The sequence below is a fragment of the Bacillus sp. A015 genome (assembly GCF_053851875.1).
In genome coordinates, this window is record NZ_JBSPZB010000002.1 from 47,071 (window position 1) to 69,030 (window position 21,960).

Below are 21,960 nucleotides of genomic sequence, written 5' to 3' on the forward strand. Positions count from 1 at the left end.
TTAGCCCTTTGTCTTCTTTTCAGCGTGATTGAAAACCTTTGCAGTCTAGGAAGGACGAGTACTGGCGCGGAGCGAATTTGACATTCGTGAGCACCGGAACGCAGGACTGACAAAGAATGCGAGGGTTTGTCTACACGCTGGGCCGCTTATGACAGCGGCTTTTCGTTGTTTAGCTTCTCTATATACGCCGCAAGTGATTCCTTTGACATCTCATGGACAGGCGCATGAGGAAGTGATTCTAAAAAGAGTTTTCCATATGAAGCGGTTTTCACTCGGCGGTCTAAGATCAGCAATGTACCTATGTCCTTTTCAGAGCGAAGCAAGCGTCCTGCGCCTTGCTTGAAGGTTAAGACAGCTTCTGGGAGAGCAACGGCTTTAAACGGATTCTTCCCTTGTTTTTTAGCGGCATCGCATTTTGCTTCAATGAGCGGTGAATCAGGCGGCCGGAAAGGAAGACGTGCCATAATGACAGTCGTCAGCTCAGAACCTGGAAAATCGACTCCTTCCCAAAAACTACCCGTACCAAGTAAAACCGCTTGCTTTGCTAATTTGAACATTTTCGTCAATTTCACAGGGCTTCCACCTGTCAGACCTTGAGCAAACAGGGCAGATTGCATGCCTCCTGTTTTCAGCTCTTCATACACTGCTTTTAACATTTCATGTGAATTAAATAAGACCAATATTTTCGCTTCATGCTGCTTTTCCATGATTTTAATATATCCTGCCGCCTGCTTCACATAGTCTCGTTCATCACGGTTTGTAATTGGCGGCATGTCAGCCGGTACAACAACCTTGAGCTGTTTTTCAAGTTCAAAAGGTGAATCAATTTGGACAAGGTGCGGGTAAAAATCTTGCAGGCCAAATCGCTCTAAGCAATAATCAAAGCGATGGTTGACTGTGAGTGTTCCTGATGTGAGGACCACACTTTTTTTGTTCATAAAAAATCGATCAGCCAAAAGCTCCCCTGTATCTAGCGGCTGTGCATGCATAAAGACAGCATTTTTGGCACCCTTTGCATCAATCTCAATCCAAACCGTTTCATCGTTTTTCGGTTCAAAAATAAACCGGTACAGCGTACTGCAAAATGTATGCATAAACGACATGACTTGATCGTATTCCTCTGCTTCAAAGGCAAAGTGTTCTGTCAGCTGATCACTTTTTTGAAGAAGCTCGTTTTTTTGCTGCTCATACAGCTTCTCACAAGCAATTAACAAGGAACAAAGCTTACTCGCTGTCTCTTTAATCCGTTTCCACTGAGCATGCTTTGAATGATGACGTACTCTATAAATGAGACGATTGATGTCTGCTTTTGGTTTTGTCCTTTTGACAAAAGAATGCACTGTGCTAAAGAAAGCGTCACTTTCCATTTGAAGCTGATTGAGATATTCATCCATTTCGATAAAGGTATCTGTTGATAAACCTGCACCGTGAAATCTCTTTTTCAGTTTCTTTAACAGTCCGCCTTGTAAGGAGCCAAGCTGCGTTAATTTCGCATGAAGCTGGATATAAGACGCATTGTCCCCTAGTGTTTCATTGGCTGTTTTCTCAAATTGATGGGCTTCGTCAATCACATAGACGTCTGCATGCTGAAAGATAGACGATGCCTCGGTTTGTGATAAGAGCAGGCGGTGATTCGTTAAAATTAAATCAGCTGTTTTTGCTCTTCTTTTGGCGCGTTCATAAAAGCAATATTCTTTAAAGCGACGCTTTTTCGATGTAAACGGCATGTGCACACAGGAAATTCGATCTTTTATGTTTGCAGCACCTGACGGTAAATTCAGTTCAGATAAATCACCCGTCTCTGTTACAAGGAGCCACATTAATATTTGCGCTTTTGTTAAAACAACATCATAGTTATCATCTTCCTCATGGAGTACATGCTCAAACTTATCTAAACAAATATAATGTGCTCGTCCTTTGAATACACAGGCAGCTGGCTCAAATGGGAGCAATTGATTTAAAAGCGGCACATCACGCTGAAGCATTTGCTGCTGCAAAAGAATGGAATATGTACTAATAATGACAGGTTTTCCTGATTTCTTTGCCTCTAAAGCAGCTGGAATGAGGTAAGCTAGTGTTTTCCCGATTCCTGGTGCCGCTTCAATTAAAGCGTAGGCCCTTTCATAAAACACGTCTCTGACTTTATTCATCATCGTGAGCTGGCCTTCTCTTACTTCATAGCCTTCTAACGTTTGCGGAAGCTTCTCTTTTATCTCCTCAAACAGCTTTTCGTCGTCTGCGCCTACTGAATGTGTCGTATCATTTGTGCGATTGGTCACATCTTTTACAGCAAAAGAACCGACTTCCACCAAAGAATCTTCCTGACTAGAATGACTCGTTTCAAGCTGCTTAATTAAAAGTCCAATATCACTTAAAAGATATGAGGATAATCTGCGCAGCTGCTTTAACACATTTGGCGGTGTATGTTTTAATTGGTGTAACAAGGTTAAAAATAACATGGCAGTAACTTCCGCATCACTATCCGCTCGGTGCGGGTGGTCATGTGGAAGCATGAGCTCTTCACTTAATTCAGTTAACTTGTAACCTTCAAGCTCAGGATAAAGAATTCTAGAAATCTCAACCGTATCAATCGCTAGCACATCCAGCTCATTTTTTCCGCATGCTTTTAGTTCATCATTTAAAAAGTTCAAGTCAAAATGAACATTGTGCGCAACAAAATAAGCGCCATGTATGAGGTCATACACCTCTTGGGCAATATCCTCAAAAAACACCGCATCGTCAACCATGTGCTGCTGAATGCCTGTCAGCTGTTCAATAAATCCGGGGATCGCCTTCCCTGGGTTCACATATTTTGAATACCGTTCGACAATTTGTCCATTTTCAATGACCACCGCAGCCATTTGAATGATTTTATCACCCTTCTTTGGTGAATTCCCGGTGGTTTCAATATCAACGACAACAAACCTTTGATCGGTCATAAAATGGACACCTCAATTCCTCGTTCCACTCGAAGTGAAACACGCTCTGGGCAATATCACTGAAACAGAACAGCTTCTTTTCATGAAACTGTCCTGTTTCCGTGTAGCGTGCGTTATAAAATCGTTCTCGCAGGCTCTTGCCCAATCATTTGTTCAATTTGATTTTGTTTATTTAACACGACCACTTTGGGTGTATGTGTCTTTGCTTCTTCATCTGACAACATCCCATAAGCGATAATGATGACTTCATCCCCTGGCTGAACCAATCTCGCTGCCGCACCATTTAGACAGATGACACCGCTTTTTCTTTCACCAGGAATAATATATGTTTCAAGTCTCGCTCCATTGTGATTATTGACAATTTGCACTTTCTCATTTGCCATCATGCCTGCCGCATCAAGTAAATCTTCATCGATTGTAATACTGCCTACATAATGTAAGTTTGCTTCTGTCACAGTCGCTTTATGGAGTTTAGAGGTCATAAAGGTTCTATACATGTTTTTCACCGCTTTCAGGAACATGGAAAATCACATTATCAATCAGTCTTGCGCGTGAGAATTTCACTGCAATCGCAATAATGACCTTACCTGCTAGTTGTTCAAGTGGTTCTAGTTCTGGATATGAGTAGATCTCAATATAATCAATTTCTCCACTTGTTTGAAGAAGCATCTCTTCAACCATCTGATACATACGATGTAAATCACGTTCACCTTTTTCAACAGCTGCCTGTCCTTTTTTTAATGCCCGGTATAGAGCGGGTGCTTCTTGTCTTTCTGTTTCAGACAAATAGACATTCCTTGAGCTTTTTGCTAAACCGTCTTCTTCTCGAACCGTTGGAACAGACACAAGGTGAAGATCGAAGAAGAAATCCTTGATCATCGCATCGATCACAGCGACTTGCTGTGCATCCTTTAGACCAAAGTATACATTTGTTGGTGAAACAAGATGAAATAGCTTTGTGAGCACAGTGACAACGCCGTCAAAATGCCCTGGGCGTTTCTTCCCGCATAAGACATCTGTCCGTTTTTGAACCGTCATCGTAATTGATGGTTCATTTTGATACATTTCCTTCACATCAGGTGTAAATAAAATATCCACTCCTGCTTCTTCTGCAAGGCGCTGATCTCTTTTGATATCCCTTGGATACGATTCAAAGTCTTCGTTCGGTCCAAATTGCAAAGGATTGACAAAAATGCTCATCACCACGATGTCATTTTGAACTCTTGCCTCTTTTGCCAAAGTCAGATGCCCTTCATGAAGGAAGCCCATCGTTGGTACAAAGCCAATGGAATACTGCTTTTCTTGATGCTGCTTGATCAGTTCTTTTAGCTCATGAATATGGGTGACAACGTTCATTTTTTGATTCCCCCATATAAACCATCAAGGACTTCTTCTTTGATATGAAATGTGTGCGTGTCCTCTGGAAATGTACGTGCTTTTACTTCTTTCGTATATTGAATGAGCGCTTCTTCTAGTACAGCATCAATTTGCGCGTATTGTTTCACAAATTTAGGTGTTCTAGACACCCCGTATCCTACCACATCATGGTAAACGAGAACTTGTCCGTCTGCCTCAGCTCCTGCACCAATTCCAATGACAGGGATCTTCAGCATGTCGCTAATGCGTTTTGTCAATTCACCAGGTACGCATTCTAGCACAAGTGCAATTGCACCTGCTTCCTCACATTTCAGGCTATCTTCAATCAATTTTTGAGCACTCTCGTGGTCTTTCCCCTGTACTTTATACCCGCCAAGCACACCAACTGATTGAGGTGTGAGGCCTAAATGACTGACAACAGGAATTCCGCCTCTTGTTAAAGCCTGAATGGATTCAAACACACCATCTCCGCCTTCTAGCTTTAAGGCATCAGTACCGCTTTCTTGCATCATCCGTGCTGCATTCTTCATCGTTTCTTCTAATGAATAATGATAAGACATAAATGGCATATCGGTCACAATAAATGTGTCTTTTGCGCCTCTTTTGACTGCTTTTGTGTGATGGATCATATCATCCATCGTGACTTGTACTGTGGAATCAAGACCAAGTACAACCATCCCAAGTGAGTCACCAACTAAGATCATGTCGACTTCCGCTTTTTCCGCTTGTTTTGCAGCTGGATAGTCGTATGCTGTCAGCATCACAATAGGTTCGTTTTGTTCTTTCATTTTGAAAAAATCTAGTTTTGTCTTCATTTGTTCCTCCTCATTCTGGAGAGGAGATGGCTTGCCTCGCATCACATGTTCTTTTCTCTCATGCGCGGCGAATCATCCCTCTGTCCAAGTCCCTTAGGATCAAGGCAGAAATTGATCAAATTTTTCTTCCTAACAGGTACAGTTCTTTTACAGATACTGCCCACACGAAGTATATCAAAAATGTACCGGGTGTTCCACTTAAGTTGACTACATCTCTATGTCTGCGGAATAGATTTTTTGGATACCGTCCGTCGTTTCCAGTAATAAGACACCTTCATCATTGATTCCGAGTGCCGTTCCATTATATTGCCCATTGACGGTGCGTGCGACAATACGTTTACCGATGGTCATCGCAAACGATTCCCATAATTGTTTGATCGGGGCAAATCCATGCTTCATATAATCGTCATACCTTTTTTCAAAGGTGGACATGATGTTTTGAATCAGTGCAGCTCGATCTACTTTTTCATTCAGTTCCATTCGCAAACTTGTGGCGATATCCTTTAATTCATCAGGAAAGTCATCAGCTGTTTGGTTCACATTAATGCCTGGACCAATAATCACCGCGTGAACCTGGTCAGCTTCTGCTTTTAATTCAGTTAGAATGCCAACAACTTTTTTTCCGTTTAACAGAATATCATTTGGCCATTTAATTGATGGACTGAGTCCTGTTTGATGTGCGATTGCTTCTGTGATGGCTACAGATGCTAAAAGCGTCATTTGCGGCGTTTTGTGCAGCGGAATTTCAGGCCGGATGATCAAACTCATCCAAATGCCTGTCCCATTTGGTGAATGCCACATTCTTTGAAGGCGCCCTTTTCCGCTTGTCTGATGATCACTGACAACAAGCGTGCCGTGGGGCGCTCCTTCATTTACAAGGTCATGGGCAATCAGCTGAGTTGAAGCGACTTCTTCTTGAAAGTAAATGTGCCTGCCAAAACCCTCTGTTTCCAGACCAAAAAGAATTTCATCCTCACTAATTTTGTCCGGTTTACGAAGCAGGCGGTATCCTTTTCTCCTGACGGCTTCTACCTCATAGCCCTCTTTTCGCAAATCCTCTATATGCTTCCATACAGCCGTTCGGGAGCAGCCAAGCTCATCACATATTTGCTGACTCGAGACAAAATCTTGATCAGATGTTGTAAATAGTTCAATTAATCGTTTTCTAATTGCTGATCGCATGCTATGAGCCACTCCTCTATGGCTTCTTTTCGGTTTTCCAAACGGTTTTGCAGAACCGCTTTTTTCACGACATGAAGCTCTTCCGCAATCCATTTACCTGATGCCTTCTGCCGAAAGGCCATTAAATCTTTTCCTGAAACAGCAAGGTCTTGGAGCTTTTTAATAGGCAGCGCATCGTATGAATGCTTCGCCGCCTCCAGCTCGTCAAAGAAAATGCGGCGCTCATGTTTTAACTGCGTGATTTTCAAACTAGATAATAGCACATGTTCACCAGCTTCAAACATCTTCTCCGCATCCCAGTCACAATCGACATATTTGCTAATGGCAATCGACTCTTTCAAAAGCTTCGTTGACAGCTTCCATTCTTTTAAGAGGGACACAGCCTCCGTCTCATCTAGACGAAGCAAATGAATGAAAGCGCCCCATACCTCTTCTAGTCCATCCAGTAAATAATACGGGAATGCTTGGAAAGATTCATTGAGCCTATCCTTTTGGAGGCCTGGCAATTCTTCATACAATTTGGTTGAAATGAGAGCCTTGATGGCCTGCTCACAATAGCGCCCTTTTAAAAGTTTCTCCATTTCAATCTTTTTGCGCTCAACAGATATGTTAGCAAGCAGATGCTTATCTTTTTTCATCGCATCAGCCGTCTCAGCAGCGAGCTCAAAACCGAGCTGGCTTAAAAAACGGACGGCTCTCATCATGCGTAGCGCATCTTCTTCAAAGCGGCAAGCCGGATCGCCAACGGTTTGAATTCGTTTCCGCTCAATATCCTGTTTACCCCCTACATGGTCAATGATCTCGCCATTTATATCCATGGCCATCGCGTTGATCGTTAAATCTCTTCTTAAAAGATCTTCCTTCAATGATGTGATAAACTCCACTTCTTTAGGTCTGCGAAAATCTTCATATTCTGATTCAGTTCGAAACGTAGTGACCTCATAGCTGACCCCATCATGTAAAACAATAACTGTGCCGTGCTCCTTGCCAACATCAACTGTTTTTTCAAATAAAGACTCCACCGTATCAGGCGTTGCATCTGTCGCAATATCGATATCCCCGATTTCTCGACCTAAAAGAACATCTCTCACCGCTCCGCCGACAAAGTAAGCCTGATAACCATGTTCGTGCAGTGTATGTAAAATAGGGATCGCATGTGTGAATGGTTCATTCATCTTCATCATCACCTTCGATCAATTCTAGGTAAAGCGCTTCATATTCTCTCACAATTTTTTCAGAAGAGAAATTGGTCTGAACACTAGACTGGGCTGCCATTGACACTTGCTCATGGAGCGCTTTGTCTTTGAGTAACGACACCGCATGATTTGCTGCTCCGTCTATATCGCCGAGCGGGACAAGAAATCCTGTCTCTCCATGTGCAATGACCTCTGGAATTCCGCCAACATCTGTGGCTATACAAGGGACACCGCAGGCCATTGCTTCAAGAAGGACAAGCCCAAAGCTCTCCTTCTCAGAAAGCAGCAGCTTCAAATCACTAATTGAATAAAGCTCCTCTACCTTCTCTTGCTTTCCTAAAAACAACACGCGGTCAGTTAGTCCCAGCTTTTTCACGAGTTCGCATACGACCGACTTTTCAGGACCATCGCCAATAAGCAGCAGCTTTGCATCCACCTGGTCAGAAATCTTTTTAAAGACATGAATCACATCATGCACACGCTTTACCTTTCGGAAGTTCGATACATGGATGATGACCTTTTCGTCCTGCATGAGACCATAATGTTTCTTCAGCACTTCGTGATCTTCACGCAAATACACACGCTCATCGACGAAATTATGGATCGTATCGATTTTTTTATCCGGTTTAATCAGATCATACGTCTGTGCAGCTAATGAATGCGACACAGCTGTTACGCGATCCGATGATTCGATGGCAAACCGAATCACTTCCTTTAATGATGGATCATAGCCTAAAACCGTAATATCTGTCCCGTGAAGCGTGGTAACGACTTTCACTGTGTGTCCCGTCATTTGCTGGGCTAAGAACGCACAGACGGCGTGCGGGACCGCATAATGCGCGTGAATAATATCGAGCTTCTCTCGTTTTGCGACTTCCGCCAATTTACTTGCTAGTGCAAGGTCATAAGGTGGATATTGAAAAACAGCATATTGATTGACATCCACCTCATGAAAATAAATATTCGGATACACTTTATTGAGTCTAAACGGAATGCTTGAGGTAATGAAATGAACATCGTGCCCTTTTTCAGCTAAACGTTTTCCAAGCTCTGTGGCAATAATGCCCGAACCGCCAACACTTGGGTAACAAGTGATTCCGATCTTCAGTTTTTTCATAATTACCCCCCAAGTAAGTCATCATCCATCAAAAGTGGTTTCTTTGTCAAAAACCCTTCTGCATAAGCTTTATTGACTTCCCTTCCATACATAGACTCTCTCATTTTGACAAAATCAATATAACCATTCACAAGAGGTGTCTCCACTGAATTTGGCGATTTGACAAATTGGCTTTGATACGCATGTAAGCTATCGATTTTTTGGTGCATCTCACTAGAAATATCGATCACAAAATCTGGACGATGATGGCCGTTAATCATGTAATAATACATCTGGCTTATTTTATGTGCTGGCTGCTTGTATGAATCTTCAAATTTATGTATACCTGCAGAAAAAGCCGCCTCTTCTACAAGTAAACCCGCATGACCATGATCAGGATGTCGATCTTGGTAGTGCGGAGCAAAAATAAGTGTTGGTTTGTATGTTCGAATGACGCCCGCAATTTCCTTCATCGCTTCGTCATTCAGGTAGAGCCCTCTATCTGGCAGCGTGAGCTGAATTCGAGTCGCCACGCCTAAAATGGCGGCGGCTGCTTTTGCCTCTTCTTTGCGGCTCTCTACCGTTCCATTCGATGATAATTCAGCCTGGGTCAAGTCGCAAATTCCGACACGCGCCCCTTTTTTTACGTATTTTGCAATCGTTCCGCCCATTCCGATTTCAACATCATCGCTATGGGCACCGAATGCAAGGATATCAAGTCGTTTCATTTGTTCCTCCGTTTTTTGCTACATCTCGAAAGTCAAACGTACCTTTATTTAAATTCCTGACTAAAATTTCCGCTGTACCCATATTGGTGGCTAATGGAATGGCATACACATCGCAAAGCCGTATAAGTGCAGATACATCCGGTTCATGCGGCTGCGCAGTTAGCGGGTCTCTAAAAAAGAGCACAAGATCCATTGCATTATCAGCAATCAAGGCACCAATCTGCTGATCTCCTCCAAGTGGTCCTGATTGGAAACGATGAATGGGAAGCCCCGTCGCTTCTTTCACTCTCAAACCTGTTGTCCCTGTTGCATAAAGTGTATGATCTTCCAAAATATCACAGTACGCAATGACGAACTGAATCATGTCACTTTTTTTCTTATCGTGAGCGATTAAAGCAATGTTCATCAGGAATTCACTCCTTATTAGTCGATGATATTTTCTAAGCCATAGACAAGTTGATCAATGTGCATGACCTGTTCTACTGAAAGCTTCACACCTGACATAAATGATGCACGGTTATAAGAATCGTGACGAATGGTCAAAGTCTGTCCGTCCATCCCAAACAGCACTTCTTGATGTGCAATCATACCTGGAAGCCTTACACTGTGCAGACGGATGCCATCATAATCTGCTCCTCGTGCGCCTTCAATTAATTCTTTTTCTTCTGGATGTCCCTGCTTTTTGCTTTCTCTTACTTCTGCAATCATTTCAGCCGTTTTTAACCCAGTACCGCTCGGGGCATCCAATTTTTTATCATGATGAAGCTCAATGATTTCAACGTCAGGAAAGTAATTCGCTGCCATTTTGGCAAACTTCATCATTAAAACGGCACCGACAGCAAAGTTGGGCGCAATAATACAGCCTATGCCCTTTTCTTCTGTTAATTGCTGAAGCTCTTTCAGGTCAGCTTCTGAAAAACCAGTTGTGCCTACGACTGGACGCACGCCATGTTCAAGTGCTTTTTTTGTATGTACTTTCCCGATTTCTGGTGTCGTCAGATCAATTAATACATCAGGTGCTGTCTCTGAAAGACACACATCAATATCTGTATAAATTGGCGCATCAGATGCCGTATGAATCACGTCAGATAACTTTTTTCCTTCGTGCGCGTGATCAAGTGCTGCCACTAGCTCAAAATGGCTTGTTTCTTCTGCCAGCTTGACAGCCTCTATCCCCATTCTTCCTCTTGCTCCAGCGATTACTACTTTGATGGTTTGGTTCGTCATCGTCTCTACTTCCCTTCTTTTTTCGTCCAGCGGTCTTTGTCTCTAGTATTAAATTTATGCATCACACGATCATGAGCTTCTTCAAGTGATATATTGAGTGAATTGGCCAGGCATGTTAACACAAACAATACATCACCAATTTCTTCTTCCATGCTTTTTTCCGTTTCGGTTGTTTTTTTCGGCTTCTCTCCATAATAATGGTTAACCTCTCTTGCCAGCTCGCCTAATTCTTCAGTCAGACGGGCCATCATCGCAAGCGGGCTGAAATAGCCTTCTTTAAATTGTCCTATGTAATCATCTACTTCTTGCTGCACGTGACGCAGCGTTTTTTCATTCGTCATGAAGCTCATCCTCCTATCCGTCTCTTACATGTTAGCGAAATCATAAATATTTGACAAATGTTTAAAACTCAGTTTGCTTGTTTGTCTCCCATACCATATAATATTATCGCTGTCTAAGCAAAAAAAGGAGTGATCTTTTGCTAAAAGAAATTCGTCTTAAAAATATCGTCTTTATTTTAATAGGATCTGCGATTTTTTCTTTCGGTCTTGTTCATTTTAATATGCAGAACAACTTGGCGGAAGGCGGATTTACAGGTATTACACTGCTTTTATATTTTCTATTTCACATTGACCCATCCATTTCAAACCTTGTCTTAAACATTCCGATCTTTTTTATCGGCTGGAAAATGCTCGGCAGAACCATGTTTACTTATACAATTGTAGGAACCGTCAGTCTTTCTGTCTTCCTTGCCATCTTCCAGCGCTTTCAAATACATATGCCTCTGCAGCACGATTTAGCCTTAGCCGCACTCTTTGCAGGTGTGTTTATCGGAACAGGCCTCGGGATCATCTTTAAATTCGGCGGTACAACAGGCGGCGTGGACATTATCGCAAGACTGATCAACAAACATTATCAGGTAGCTATGGGAAGAACGATGTTTATCTTCGACGCATGCGTCATTACCATCTCTCTCACCTATTTAAATTACAAAGAAGCCATGTATACCCTCGTCGCAGTGTTTGTTGCTGCAAAAGTTATCGACTTCATGCAAGAAGGCGCTTACGCAGCCAAAGGGGCAATGATTATTTCTGAAAAGGATGACATCATTCAAAAGAAAATCACGGAAGAAATGGAACGCGGTGTGACCATTTTAAAAGGTGTCGGTTCCTATACGAAACAGGAACGCAATGTTCTTTATTGTGTCGTTCCAAAAAATGAGCTTGTCCACCTCAAAAGCGTCGTCACCTCAGTTGATCCTCATGCGTTTGTATCAGTGAGTGACGTGCATGACGTACTTGGTGAAGGCTTCACATTAGATGAACACAAAAAGCCGCTCAATCCCCATTAAAAAAAGAAGCCCAAAAATGGTGCTTCTTTTTTCATGATTTTGGATAATCAGCCTGCCGCTTTTGTTTCTTCTCTTTTTCAGCACGGTATTTCCGAAATCCAACATACGTTAAAGTGAGTAAAATCATACTGCCTGTTGTTAAGATGACCCATAAAAGCGATGGATCCGCTTCATCTTGATCGACGTTAGCAAATACACTCGATAAATCCTCTTCCAGCTTTGTGAGACGCTCAAGCTTTGTCCCACTCGAAGCTTTTAAAAATCCACCTTGTTCGATCACTTCCATGTGCTGCTTAATCGTTTGAAGCTTTTCAGGCGAAATATCGATGGTTAAACTCGGATAAATCATATCGTATAAAGAAACCAGCTCATTCCAAGTTTCATAGAACGTTGTGGATTCTGGATCTTCCACTTCCTTTTTCAAAGTAGGAAAAGACCCCATAATGGGCTTCTCCAGCGAACCCCAAAGAGGTTCAGAATCCGATTGAATCGCATCGATCAGCATTCTAAACTGAGAAGCATAACGAAGCTTTTCGCGCTCATTCAATTCTTCCTGCGGGAGCCCTTTAATGATATCTTGATAGCCAAGGGTAATTTGCCGAACCTGTGTATTCGTCAAAGTTCCACGCCAATTCTCAGCTTTAAATGTCTTTTCAACATACAATGCGACCTGTAATGCCTCATCATATTTAGCTTGTCTCGTTAATTGAAAGATTGAATCTGATAGCTCCGTTAATTCTTGCAGCGCTTTAGCGGCTGTTTCCTCACCTTTAGCTACAGCTGGATGTAATACGAGAAAAAATAATAGAATCATCGCGATTGGCTTTCGTTTCATGCAAGTCCCTCCTAGCCCTTTTCCATACAGCGTATGAAGAAAAGGACAAGGTTAGACCAACATTGTTAAGGGAGTTCAAGCTTGACCGATTTTTTCGATAGGACGAGATAATACGAAACAAGAAGAACAGCGATACTCAACCAAAACGTGACATACCCAATCTCATTCGAATATGCAGAAAGCATAGAATACCGCGGCATCATACCAAATACATAATCAATCACATCATTATGTAAAATCCATATGCCAGCTACAACCAAATGGCGCATGTGAAAACGATAATAAGGCGCAAATAATACGGCCTGAACCGCCATCGCAAAGTGAGACCCAATGAGCATGTATCCTTCCCACGGAAAGTCATCAACAGATAAAAGCACGAAGATATTCATTCCTACAGCCCATAAACCATATTTGATCAAGGTCACAAGAGCAAGTGCTTCAAAATAAGGGGCGTGACGTTTCATCAGAAACGCAAGTAATACAAATAAAAAGAAAAAACTTGCCGTTGGGCTGTCTGGAACAAAAGCTAAAAAGATAGCCGGTGTCTCTACGAGCTGAGGAATATACCAATAGTAGCCGTACACAGTGCCAAGGAAATTGACAATAAGCACCAGTACAAGCATGTAGCGCGTGGCTAGCAGATATTGAATCCATCTCATATTTCTCTTCACTCACGATCTGTTAAAATCAGAAAAAAGCTGACAGCGCCAGCTTTTTTCTCTTTTGAGTATATCCTTGTACTTGCATTTAAACAACTGAATTATTTAGATTTGACCTCAGATAAATATTTAGAGAGCTTTTCAAGTTCTTCATCGCTGCCTTTAAAGATACCCTTAGGCATGTTGCCTTTTCCTTCTACAGCAATTTTAGCAATTTCCTCAGGTGTTAGGCCGTTGTCAACAAGTGACGGTCCGGCTGCTCCACCTTGCATATTATCCCCGTGACAGGAGATACATGTTTGCTCTTGATAAATTTTATACTCTTCGGCTGAGGTGTCAATCTCCGCTTCTTTCTTAATTTCACCTTGTTTCGCAGCTGCTTCCCAATCATGAGTAGCAACAGACTCCCAAGTTAAATATATTGCTGCACCAACTGCAAGGATCATCATCCCGACTGCAATCGGTCTTCTATACGGTCTGCGTTCAGGACCAGAATCAAGAAATGGTGCGAGCAATAGTGCACCAAACGCAATTCCAGGCATAATCATCGCGCCAACTACAGTATAGCTTCCTGCAGCAAATTCATATTTTAATAACTGGTACAAAAATAGGAAATACCAGTCTGGCAGCGGAATGTAGCCAGTATCTGTTGGATCAGCCATCCGCTCAAGCGGAGGTGCATGAACAACAGTTAGGACAAGAAATCCAATTAAAAAAACGGCACCTACAAGCCATTCCTTTAAAAGAAAGTTCGGCCAAAAGGCTTCTGTTTTTCCCGGATATTCGGAATAGTCTTTAGGTATGTTAGGTTTTCTTTCTGCCGGAATTCTAGAATCTCCGACAAACTTCATCCCTTTTCCCCTATGCAAAGTCATCCCCTCCTCATTGAACATTCATCAAACGCAAATTTTTATAGCGGTCCAGAAATTCCTTGCTTACGAATCATAATAAAGTGGGCAGCCATCAGCCCAAATAATGCCGCTGGCAAGAAAAAGACATGGATAGCGAAAAATCTCGTCAGCGTTTGTGCTCCTACAATGTCAGGATGACCTGCAAGCAGCGTTTTGATCTCTTTTCCAATGAAAGGTGTTGCCTCTGCAATTTGAAGACCAACCTTCGTCGCAAACAGCGCCTTCATATCCCATGGTAAAAGATAACCTGTAAAACCAAGTCCAAGCATCACAAAGAAAATGAGCACACCAACAATCCAATTTAGCTCTCTAGGCTTTTTATACGCCCCTTGGAAAAAGACCCTTAGCGTATGTAAAAACATCATGACAATCACTAGACTCGCACCCCAGTGGTGCATTCCTCTGACAATCTGACCAAATGCCACTTCATTCTGCAAATAATAGACAGATTCCCATGCATTTTTAATGTCCGGCACATAATACATCGTTAAAAACATGCCCGAAAGGACTTGAATGACTGTCACAAAAAACGTTAGACCGCCAAAACAATACACAAAAGCGGAGAAATGATGCGCTGGATTGACATGCTCTGGCACCTCATGATCCGCAATATCTCTCCATATCGGTGTAATGTCTAGCCGCTCATCTACCCAATCGTAAATCTTGTTAAGCATCGTTACCCTTCCCCTTTCGGCACAGCTTTTCCAAGATAGAGGTATCCGTCCTTCACTTGCTGCTTATAATGGTCAAGCGGTGCAAGCGGTGGAGTTCCGGGTACGTTTGTACCATCCTTGTCGTACAGCCCATAGTGACACGGGCAGAAAAATTTGTTTGGATTTTTCGGATCACTGTTCCAGTTCACTGTACATCCTAAATGTTTACAGATTGGCGATAAAGCGACAATTTCATCCCCTTCTTTGTACACCCATGCTGACCTAGATTCCTTTGACTCATACCACGCATCTACTTGATCAATTTTAAAGTCAAAGCGCTTCGGTTCCTTCGTCAGTTCATCAACACTGACAACTTGAACCATATCCTGATCCTCTGTTCCTTTTAGCACAGGGTCAAGCGCAAAGCGAACCATAGGCATGAGCATTCCAGCGGCCATAAATCCCCCCACGCCGGTCAACGTGTAATTCAAAAATTGACGTCTGGACACTCCATGTCTCTTCTCGCTCATTTTTTTCTCCCCCCCCTCAGGTCGTCAGCTACTTTATAACTGAATTAGAAAAAATTTCATAAAACTAGGACACCCTCATAATATATCAATCTATTCACAAGGTCAACAGCCTAAAAAGCTATGTACAATGCAAATGTAAGGGTTTTTATGAAGGGTTCCATTTTTGTAACAAAAAGTTCAAAATTTGTTCTACACTATCTTGAATGACTTTTTGCTTTAATTCGACCTTTAAGTGCTCTAGCGGAACCGGCTTCAACAGAAATAGTGATTCGCTGATTTCTGAATGCTCTTTCCAGTTGTGATCAGATGTGATGAACACGACATGCTGAAAATGCTCTTGTAAGGACTGCTTGACCGCAAGTATGTCTTCTTGTTTACGATCATTTACTTCTAAATATGTATGTGATGGAAAAAGAAACACCCGCCCTTTCAGTTGCCTTTCAAGTTCCTCTGCCACAAGAATTGTAAACTCACCTAGAGACACGGTTTGTTTGATTTGGTTCGCATCTATTCCAACTAATGGAATGATAGCGGTATCAATGTAATATTTAGATTGCAAAAAGCGGTCCGCATCCTCCGCCTGAAACTTCATCTATTTCCCCTCTTTCATGACATAAGCCCTGCCTGTATAGGGCAAGGCTTATTGGTTCAGTTTATGATAATAGGCTTAATTCTTTTGCTAACTTATTAAATGTTTCTTGATCATGACGGTCAAGTGCTTCATCTATCTCTTTCATAAGTCGTTCTTTTTGGAAAGTAGCGATAGAGTGCTCTAGCACTTTCTCAGCAAGATCTTTATCTTTTTCATTTTCATAAAGATCCTTTGGAATATGTGGATTTGTTTCAAGAACAGCTGCATATTCCGGCGAACGATAAGCAGAACGGAAATTCAATTGAATAAACAAATCTTGCTGTTTATTCAAACGAATATCATGAAATGACTTTTCAGCATCTGTCGTCATAATGTTTTCTTTATAAAATCTAAAGGGAACTTCATCCACACAGTGTGTTGACATAATGATTCCCCTTGGGCAAAATTCTGCTTGCTCTACAAAATGAACCTTTTCCATCAAAGAGTCGTGACTCATTAAATAATTTAATATCCAAACACACTCTCTTCGCTTTAACTGATAATGGTTTAAGAACCACCGGATAAATTCCTTCTTTTCATTGACAGAAACAGGGGTCTGCATGTTATTCCCTCCTCTATCGTAAATTAAATTGCTATACATGAATTATTCAACAAACCAGTTCTTCATTCCTGCAAACTATAAGGAAATTTCGTCTTCAATTCTTAAAATCGTTTCTTCAATTTCTTCATTCGTGCCATCTTTCTGAAGAACTTTACGTAATAACGGCAAGGCTTCTTTTTGTCTGCCTTCTTCTAAAAGGAACGAAGCGTATTCATATAAAAAGTCACGCTCCTCATCAAAATCAGGCAGAGCAAGCTTGAAGTACTCGGCTGCTTCTTTGTATTCCTCTCGTCCGACAGAAGCAGATGCAGCATACCAATTCCATTTTGGATCATCTTCCCCAAAGCTTTTAACTTCTTGAATGACATCAAGGATTTCATCAAAAAGTTCTTCATTTAGATAGATCGCAAGCAATGTTTGAATCGCTTCAATATATCCTGGATCAAGGGCAAGTGCTTCTTGAAGCAGCTTTTTCGCATCTTCTGAATCACCATTTTTCAAATCAATCTTTGCACCATATAAATATAATTCTTTGTTATACTCATCAACTTTAATACCCTCTTTTACTACCTCTAAAGCCTCATGATATAGCCCTTCTTCCTCATAACTTTTCGCTAAAGGCATATAAAGTGATGAATAAGACGGATCAATATCTTTTAGTTGTGAAAGCTGCTGAATGGCTGTTTTCGTTCTGCCAGCTCTCATCGCTGTAAACCCATAGCCAAAGAGTGTATTCGGGTCCGCTTGATCTTTTACTGCCTTTTCGTACCATTCAAGCGCATCCTCAAATTCCCCAGCTGTGCTGAGCGATTCAGCGAGCCGCTGGTATACATTGACGCCGCCAACCTCATTTTGTTGATCTGCAACTTTGTAGAAATAGTCGGCTGCTTTCTTTGAAAGCCCTTGAGAAAAATACAATTCACCTAATGCAAAATCAATGATGGCTTCATTCGGAAGTAGTTCTTTCGCTTTTAAAAGCTTTTGTTCACTGACTTCAAATAGTCCTTGCATTTGATACAAATCTGCCATTAATAATAAACTCTCTGGATACGCATCGTCATCTTCAGGAATCGTTTCTAATACAGCAATCGCCTTCTCTTCTTCATCTGAGTCAATTAATAGTTCTGCATAAAAACACGTTAATCCGGTTTCCTCTGGATATAAATCATGTAAATCACTAATGAGATTCCGCGCTTTGTCGATATCTCCCCAGTCATAATATAACTGAGCTGCCTGCGCTTTTTCTTCATCATGCAACTGCTTTTCTGCTCGAGCAAGTGTTTGAAGTCCTTTTTCAGTCTCACCTGCCTCAACTAATTTTATGGCTTCTTGTAATGAACTATTCAAATCAAACCGTTCCTTTCTGTTTCCAAAAACTTAAACTGTTGTTACTTCATATCATAATCGACTGCTACACATCCAGCAAATATGTTGCCCTTTTAAAATGAACCCATTTTAGTTTTTTAAAGACTCTTTTTCAATTAATCCTTTACGAAACTGACGATTTGTAAACTGCAGGCACTCAAAAATCATTTTTTATCGGGCAAAATGATTTTTTTCAAGGTTTCACCTTGAGACAAGCTATGCTATATTTCTTTCAAATATGCAAAAGGAAAGAAAAAGCCTGAGGACATCCTCAGACTGTTTTCGTTAAGTATTCAATGTGTTCAAAGAAATTCGGGTAAGATACACGTACGGCATCTGTATCTTCAATCTCGACTGCTTGTTCTGTGATACATGCGGCAATTCCTAACATCATACCGATTCGGTGATCTCCGTAGCTTGAGACGACTGCACCGCCTGTAAGCGTGGTTTTACCATGAATTTTCATTCCATCATCCGTTGCTTCAATATCGGCACCAAGTTTTTTAAGTTCAGAAACCACTGTATCAATTCGATTGGTTTCTTTTACTTTTAACTCAGCAGCATCTTTAATGATCGTCGTTCCTTCCGCTTGGGTAGCAAGAAGCGCAATAATAGGAATTTCGTCTATGAGTCTTGAGATCATATCACCAGAAATTTCAATCCCTTTTAATGAAGAGGTAGAAATCGTTAAATCACCATATGGTTCTCCGCCTTTGGCATCCACTTCATTGATGTGAAGATTCGCACCCATTTGTTTCAGCACATCAATAATACCCGTTCTTGTTTTATTTAGGCCGACATTTTTTAATACAATCCGGCTGTTAGGAACGATAGATCCAGCTACAAGGAAGAACGCAGCTGAAGAGATGTCCCCAGGGACAAATATATCTGTTGCTTTTAACGTTTGTCCACCTTTGATTGAAACACTTTGTGCATCTTCATGTAGCGAGACACCAAACATTGAGAGCATTCTTTCTGTATGATCTCTTGATTTATGTGGTTCAGTTAACGTCGTCATTCCCTCTGCTTGAAGTCCAGCTAAAAGGACAGCAGACTTAATTTGTGCACTTGCAACAGGAGACTCATAAGAGATGGATTTTAAATTGCCACCACGAATAGACAGTGGCGTATACTCACCGTTTGATCTGCCATCTATTTTGGCCCCTAGTTGTTTAAGTGGACCCGTCACCCGTTTCATTGGTCTTTTGGCAATACTTTCGTCACCGATCAGTGTACTGTGAAACTCACAACCAGCTAAGATCCCCATCATTAATCGAATGGTTGTACCAGAATTACCAACATCGAGGATGTCAACCGGCTCCTTAAGCTCTTTCAATCCCTTGCCATGAATGATCACATCTGTACCTTTTTGTTCAATTTCAACGCCCATCTTTCTAAAGCAATCAATCGTACTTAAACAATCGGCTCCAGGAAGAAAGTTTTTCACCACCGTTGTCCCATCAGCAATTGCACCAAACATCACTGATCTATGAGAAATGGATTTATCGCCTGGAATATGAATTTCTCCGTTCATAGGAGCATTTTTATGAATTTTCATGTTTGTCACCTCAGTCAGCATAAAATGTATCGTAATTCGCTCTCTTTTTTATACAGATTTCTGCACGCTTGCGATCATCATCTGTTTGAAAACTAATGCGTAAAATCCCGTTAATGTCTTCTCGTGTTTCAATAATCCGGATATTTGTAATACTGATGTTTTCACTAGCTAAATATCCTGTAATCTCCGAAATGACCCCCGGGTGATCCGGAACATCCACATAAAGGTCATAGAAAGCAGGAATCGCTCCTTTTTTCCTCAGAGGAAGACCATCGCGATATTCCTTTGCATCTTGAAAATAAGAGAACAATCCTTCAGCGTCTTCTTGCTGCACAAAGGACTCAATGCGGTCGATCTCTTTTTTCCATTCATGGAATCGATCTAAAATCTTGTTTTTATTGTGCAGAAGGATATCTCGCCACATTGCAGGATTACTTGAAGCAATTCGCGTAATATCACGAAAGCCTCCAGCGGCAAACCGTTTTACAAGAGGAAATTGTTCTTCAAAATGATGCGCTTGATGCACAAGACTGGCTGCCACAATATGAGGAAAATGACTAATAACACTTGTCACAGCGTCATGTTCTTCTGGGGTCATCTCAATGAAATGAGCATTTGTCCCTTTTAGCAAATCCTTCAAACGATCAACAGCCTGACGATTCGTTTCCTTTGCCGGCGTTAAAATGTAGAATGCATTTTCAAATAAAAAGTCTTTCGCTGCAATGACACCTGACTTATGAGAGCCTGCCATTGGATGTCCACCAATAAATTGGTAGTGGTCAGGCAGCGTTTTTTCAGCAAAATTGACGACCTTTTGCTTTGTGCTGCCAACATCAGTAATCGTGAGCTCTCTTTCAATCCCAGATGCTGCAATATCACTAAGCATCTTGACGGTTTGTTGGACTGGCGTTGCCAAAATAATGGTTGCTGATTCATTTAAACCTGCCATTAATGAATCGGCTGTTGCATCAATGATACCCAGCTTTGTTGCAGCAACCATTTGCTCTTTGGAAACATCGTAGCCTACAATTTTTTTATGAGGATACTCTTTTTTAATCGACAGTGCAATGGAACCACCAATTAAACCAAGTCCAGCGATTAATATTGTTTCGTTTGCATCGTTCATGTTCATCACCTGATTTTTCGCAAAAATTAAACAAGCCATTTCAAAAGCTTATATGTATATTGGATTGGTACAATGAAAGCCATATCCTATAGCAGGATATGACTTCATTGTTATGCTACGCACGAATGCCTTGTAATAAATCGGCAAGTGTAGTTAGAATTTCTTCATTTTGCTCCTTTGTTCCCACAGTAATACGTAAAGAAGTTGGGAAACCAAGTGCTTTACCAGAACGAACAATATAGCCTTTTTTCAATAATGCTTGAAACAGTTCGTCTGCATCTCTTTTAAAATCAATGAGTACAAAGTTTGTTTGAGACGGATAGATAAATAGTCCAAAACGGTCAGCAAATTCTTGATATTGCATAAGACCTGCTTCATTTTTTTGTCTACACGATTGAATAAAGTCTTGATCTTTTATGGCTGCACGCGCAGCTACCTGAGCGATACGACTTGTATTAAATGGCTCTCTCGCTGGTTCAATGGCAGTAATCAGTTCCTCTGACGCAAGCCCATAGCCTACTCGAAGCGCCGCAAGCCCATAGGCTTTAGAAAACGTACGAAGTACGATGATATTTTGATATGAGTTTAATAAAGATAAACTGTTCGGGAAGTCTTCCGCCCGAACGTATTCAAAATACGCTTCATCTAGAACGACAAGCACGTGAGGTGGTACTTGATCTAAAAACGCCACAAGCTCTGCTTCTGATAAATGATTCCCAGTCGGGTTATTTGGATTACATACCCACAAGACCTTCGTTTTTTCATCAATCGCATCCAGCATCCCTTGGAGATCGTGAGCTCCTTCCTCTAAAAGAGGCACTTCTCGAATCTCTGCATGTTCAATCACTGCATTGTGACGGTATTGCGGAAAAGATGGAGACGGAATGACGGTATTTGTATGTTGGTCAAGGAATGCTCTAGCAATAATTTGCACAAGTTCATCTGAGCCATTCCCGAATATTAATTGTTTTTCACTCACTTGAAGAAATTCGGCCAGCTCCGTTCTTAAACTCGCGCTGTATCCATCTGGATAAATCGCTAATTGTTCAAGTTCGGCTTGTATCGCCTCTCTTGCATGTGTGGAACATCCAAAAGGGTTTTCATTTGAAGCCAATTTCACAATTTTGTCTAATTGATATTCTTTTTTGACCTCTTCAATTGGTTTCCCAGGTTGATACGGTTTTAGTTGTTTTAATTGATCCTTGATTTGCAAAATGTT

Annotated in this window: 23 protein-coding genes; 1 reads left to right on the forward strand and 22 read right to left on the reverse strand. The window is 41.4% G+C overall.

The window, feature by feature from the left end:
- Positions 1–146 precede the first annotated feature (146 nt).
- The 11 genes from dinG to ACSLGF_RS01840 form a co-directional block, all read right to left on the reverse strand.
- On the reverse strand, positions 147–2,939 hold the full coding sequence (gene dinG, locus ACSLGF_RS01790; RefSeq protein WP_456001910.1) for an ATP-dependent DNA helicase DinG: 2,793 nt from the start codon (positions 2,937–2,939) through the stop codon (positions 147–149).
- A 113-nt stretch (positions 2,940–3,052) separates the two neighbouring features.
- Entirely contained in the window at positions 3,053–3,436 is a 384-nt protein-coding gene (gene panD, locus ACSLGF_RS01795) for an aspartate 1-decarboxylase (RefSeq protein ID WP_034318975.1), read from the reverse strand.
- Positions 3,429–4,295 carry a pantoate--beta-alanine ligase gene (panC, locus tag ACSLGF_RS01800; protein WP_456001913.1) on the reverse strand — a complete coding sequence of 289 codons (867 nt, stop codon included), beginning with the start codon at positions 4,293–4,295 and terminating at the stop codon, positions 3,429–3,431. Before panC ends, panD begins: the two co-directional genes overlap by 8 nt.
- Positions 4,292–5,131: a 3-methyl-2-oxobutanoate hydroxymethyltransferase gene (panB, locus tag ACSLGF_RS01805; RefSeq protein ID WP_230030320.1), complete on the reverse strand. Its 840-nt coding sequence runs from the start codon at positions 5,129–5,131 to the stop codon at positions 4,292–4,294. Before panB ends, panC begins: the two co-directional genes overlap by 4 nt.
- A 207-nt stretch (positions 5,132–5,338) precedes the next feature.
- A complete protein-coding gene (locus tag ACSLGF_RS01810) occupies positions 5,339–6,313 on the reverse strand; it encodes a biotin--[acetyl-CoA-carboxylase] ligase (RefSeq protein ID WP_456001916.1) in 975 nt (324 codons plus the stop codon).
- A complete protein-coding gene (locus tag ACSLGF_RS01815) occupies positions 6,286–7,488 on the reverse strand; it encodes a CCA tRNA nucleotidyltransferase (RefSeq protein WP_456001919.1) in 1,203 nt (400 codons plus the stop codon). The genes ACSLGF_RS01810 and ACSLGF_RS01815 overlap by 28 nt, the downstream gene beginning before the upstream one ends.
- Positions 7,481–8,626 (reverse strand): N-acetyl-alpha-D-glucosaminyl L-malate synthase BshA, encoded by a 1,146-nt coding sequence (bshA, locus tag ACSLGF_RS01820; protein ID WP_456001922.1) that lies wholly within the window; start codon positions 8,624–8,626, stop codon positions 7,481–7,483. The genes ACSLGF_RS01815 and bshA overlap by 8 nt, the downstream gene beginning before the upstream one ends.
- Before the next feature lie 2 nt (positions 8,627–8,628).
- Positions 8,629–9,333, reverse strand: coding sequence for a bacillithiol biosynthesis deacetylase BshB1 (gene bshB1 / locus ACSLGF_RS01825; protein WP_456001925.1), 705 nt, complete (start codon positions 9,331–9,333; stop codon positions 8,629–8,631).
- On the reverse strand, positions 9,320–9,739 hold the full coding sequence (gene mgsA / locus ACSLGF_RS01830; RefSeq protein ID WP_456001928.1) for a methylglyoxal synthase: 420 nt from the start codon (positions 9,737–9,739) through the stop codon (positions 9,320–9,322). Before mgsA ends, bshB1 begins: the two co-directional genes overlap by 14 nt.
- Positions 9,740–9,756: 17 nt before the next feature.
- A complete protein-coding gene (gene dapB, locus ACSLGF_RS01835) occupies positions 9,757–10,560 on the reverse strand; it encodes a 4-hydroxy-tetrahydrodipicolinate reductase (protein WP_456001931.1) in 804 nt (267 codons plus the stop codon).
- Between the two features lie 5 nt (positions 10,561–10,565).
- Positions 10,566–10,901, reverse strand: a complete 336-nt coding sequence (locus ACSLGF_RS01840) for a nucleotide pyrophosphohydrolase (protein WP_008344575.1) — start codon at positions 10,899–10,901, stop codon at positions 10,566–10,568.
- A 137-nt stretch (positions 10,902–11,038) separates the two neighbouring features.
- On the opposite strand from ACSLGF_RS01840, the gene ACSLGF_RS01845 reads away from it, so the two are divergent.
- Positions 11,039–11,911 carry a YitT family protein gene (locus ACSLGF_RS01845; RefSeq protein ID WP_003215598.1) on the forward strand — a complete coding sequence of 291 codons (873 nt, stop codon included), beginning with the start codon at positions 11,039–11,041 and terminating at the stop codon, positions 11,909–11,911.
- A gap of 31 nt (positions 11,912–11,942) precedes the next feature.
- Here ACSLGF_RS01845 and ypjB read toward each other — a convergent pair whose 3' ends face one another.
- The 11 genes from ypjB to hisC all read right to left on the reverse strand — a co-directional run bounded on the left by ypjB (position 11,943) and on the right by hisC (position 21,954).
- Positions 11,943–12,746: a sporulation protein YpjB gene (ypjB, locus tag ACSLGF_RS01850; protein WP_099728070.1), complete on the reverse strand. Its 804-nt coding sequence runs from the start codon at positions 12,744–12,746 to the stop codon at positions 11,943–11,945.
- Positions 12,747–12,811: 65 nt separating this feature from the next.
- Complete coding sequence (gene lhaT / locus ACSLGF_RS01855) at positions 12,812–13,405, reverse strand: lipoprotein heptaprenylglyceryl N-acetyltransferase LhaT (protein WP_456001935.1); 594 nt, start codon at positions 13,403–13,405, stop codon at positions 12,812–12,814.
- A gap of 101 nt (positions 13,406–13,506) precedes the next feature.
- The gene (locus ACSLGF_RS01860) at positions 13,507–14,274 is read right to left on the reverse strand and encodes a c-type cytochrome (protein WP_456001938.1); all 768 of its coding nucleotides are present in this window, start codon (positions 14,272–14,274) and stop codon (positions 13,507–13,509) included.
- Positions 14,275–14,315: 41 nt separating this feature from the next.
- Positions 14,316–14,990 carry a menaquinol-cytochrome c reductase cytochrome b subunit gene (qcrB, locus tag ACSLGF_RS01865; RefSeq protein ID WP_003215804.1) on the reverse strand — a complete coding sequence of 225 codons (675 nt, stop codon included), beginning with the start codon at positions 14,988–14,990 and terminating at the stop codon, positions 14,316–14,318.
- 2 nt (positions 14,991–14,992) lie between these two features.
- On the reverse strand, positions 14,993–15,499 hold the full coding sequence (locus tag ACSLGF_RS01870) for a ubiquinol-cytochrome c reductase iron-sulfur subunit (protein ID WP_007500911.1): 507 nt from the start codon (positions 15,497–15,499) through the stop codon (positions 14,993–14,995).
- Positions 15,500–15,644: 145 nt separating this feature from the next.
- A complete protein-coding gene (locus ACSLGF_RS01875) occupies positions 15,645–16,091 on the reverse strand; it encodes a YpiF family protein (RefSeq protein WP_456001941.1) in 447 nt (148 codons plus the stop codon).
- A gap of 61 nt (positions 16,092–16,152) precedes the next feature.
- Positions 16,153–16,692, reverse strand: coding sequence for a ReoY family proteolytic degradation factor (locus tag ACSLGF_RS01880; protein ID WP_008344562.1), 540 nt, complete (start codon positions 16,690–16,692; stop codon positions 16,153–16,155).
- Between the two features lie 75 nt (positions 16,693–16,767).
- Positions 16,768–18,039 (reverse strand): tetratricopeptide repeat protein, encoded by a 1,272-nt coding sequence (locus ACSLGF_RS01885; protein ID WP_456001944.1) that lies wholly within the window; start codon positions 18,037–18,039, stop codon positions 16,768–16,770.
- A 289-nt stretch (positions 18,040–18,328) separates the two neighbouring features.
- Complete coding sequence (gene aroA, locus ACSLGF_RS01890) at positions 18,329–19,615, reverse strand: 3-phosphoshikimate 1-carboxyvinyltransferase (RefSeq protein ID WP_456001947.1); 1,287 nt, start codon at positions 19,613–19,615, stop codon at positions 18,329–18,331.
- Between the two features lie 10 nt (positions 19,616–19,625).
- A complete protein-coding gene (locus ACSLGF_RS01895) occupies positions 19,626–20,741 on the reverse strand; it encodes a prephenate dehydrogenase (RefSeq protein WP_456001950.1) in 1,116 nt (371 codons plus the stop codon).
- 115 nt (positions 20,742–20,856) lie between these two features.
- Positions 20,857–21,954, reverse strand: a complete 1,098-nt coding sequence (gene hisC / locus ACSLGF_RS01900; protein ID WP_456001953.1) for a histidinol-phosphate transaminase — start codon at positions 21,952–21,954, stop codon at positions 20,857–20,859.
- Positions 21,955–21,960 lie beyond the last annotated feature (6 nt).

Excerpts from the sequence above, each read along its gene's own strand:
- ACSLGF_RS01895 (WP_456001950.1), bottom strand. The coding sequence starts at position 20,741 with ATGAACGATGCAAACGAAACAATATTAATCGCTGGACTTGGTTTAATT.
- ACSLGF_RS01880 (WP_008344562.1), bottom strand. The coding sequence starts at position 16,692 with ATGCAGACCCCTGTTTCTGTCAATGAAAAGAAGGAATTTATCCGGTGG.
- panD (WP_034318975.1), bottom strand. The coding sequence starts at position 3,436 with ATGTATAGAACCTTTATGACCTCTAAACTCCATAAAGCGACTGTGACA.
- dapB (WP_456001931.1), bottom strand. The coding sequence starts at position 10,560 with ATGACGAACCAAACCATCAAAGTAGTAATCGCTGGAGCAAGAGGAAGA.
- panC (WP_456001913.1), bottom strand. The coding sequence starts at position 4,295 with ATGAACGTTGTCACCCATATTCATGAGCTAAAAGAACTGATCAAGCAG.
- aroA (WP_456001947.1), bottom strand. The coding sequence starts at position 19,615 with ATGAAAATTCATAAAAATGCTCCTATGAACGGAGAAATTCATATTCCA.
- qcrB (WP_003215804.1), bottom strand. The coding sequence starts at position 14,990 with ATGCTTAACAAGATTTACGATTGGGTAGATGAGCGGCTAGACATTACA.
- panB (WP_230030320.1), bottom strand. The coding sequence starts at position 5,131 with ATGAAGACAAAACTAGATTTTTTCAAAATGAAAGAACAAAACGAACCT.
- ACSLGF_RS01815 (WP_456001919.1), bottom strand. The coding sequence starts at position 7,488 with ATGAATGAACCATTCACACATGCGATCCCTATTTTACATACACTGCAC.
- bshA (WP_456001922.1), bottom strand. The coding sequence starts at position 8,626 with ATGAAAAAACTGAAGATCGGAATCACTTGTTACCCAAGTGTTGGCGGT.
- lhaT (WP_456001935.1), bottom strand. The coding sequence starts at position 13,405 with ATGAGATGGATTCAATATCTGCTAGCCACGCGCTACATGCTTGTACTG.
- mgsA (WP_456001928.1), bottom strand. The coding sequence starts at position 9,739 with ATGAACATTGCTTTAATCGCTCACGATAAGAAAAAAAGTGACATGATT.
- ACSLGF_RS01870 (WP_007500911.1), bottom strand. The coding sequence starts at position 15,499 with ATGAGCGAGAAGAGACATGGAGTGTCCAGACGTCAATTTTTGAATTAC.
- bshB1 (WP_456001925.1), bottom strand. The coding sequence starts at position 9,333 with ATGAAACGACTTGATATCCTTGCATTCGGTGCCCATAGCGATGATGTT.
- dinG (WP_456001910.1), bottom strand. The coding sequence starts at position 2,939 with ATGACCGATCAAAGGTTTGTTGTCGTTGATATTGAAACCACCGGGAAT.
- ypjB (WP_099728070.1), bottom strand. The coding sequence starts at position 12,746 with ATGAAACGAAAGCCAATCGCGATGATTCTATTATTTTTTCTCGTATTA.
- ACSLGF_RS01840 (WP_008344575.1), bottom strand. The coding sequence starts at position 10,901 with ATGACGAATGAAAAAACGCTGCGTCACGTGCAGCAAGAAGTAGATGAT.
- ACSLGF_RS01810 (WP_456001916.1), bottom strand. The coding sequence starts at position 6,313 with ATGCGATCAGCAATTAGAAAACGATTAATTGAACTATTTACAACATCT.
- ACSLGF_RS01875 (WP_456001941.1), bottom strand. The coding sequence starts at position 16,091 with ATGAAGTTTCAGGCGGAGGATGCGGACCGCTTTTTGCAATCTAAATAT.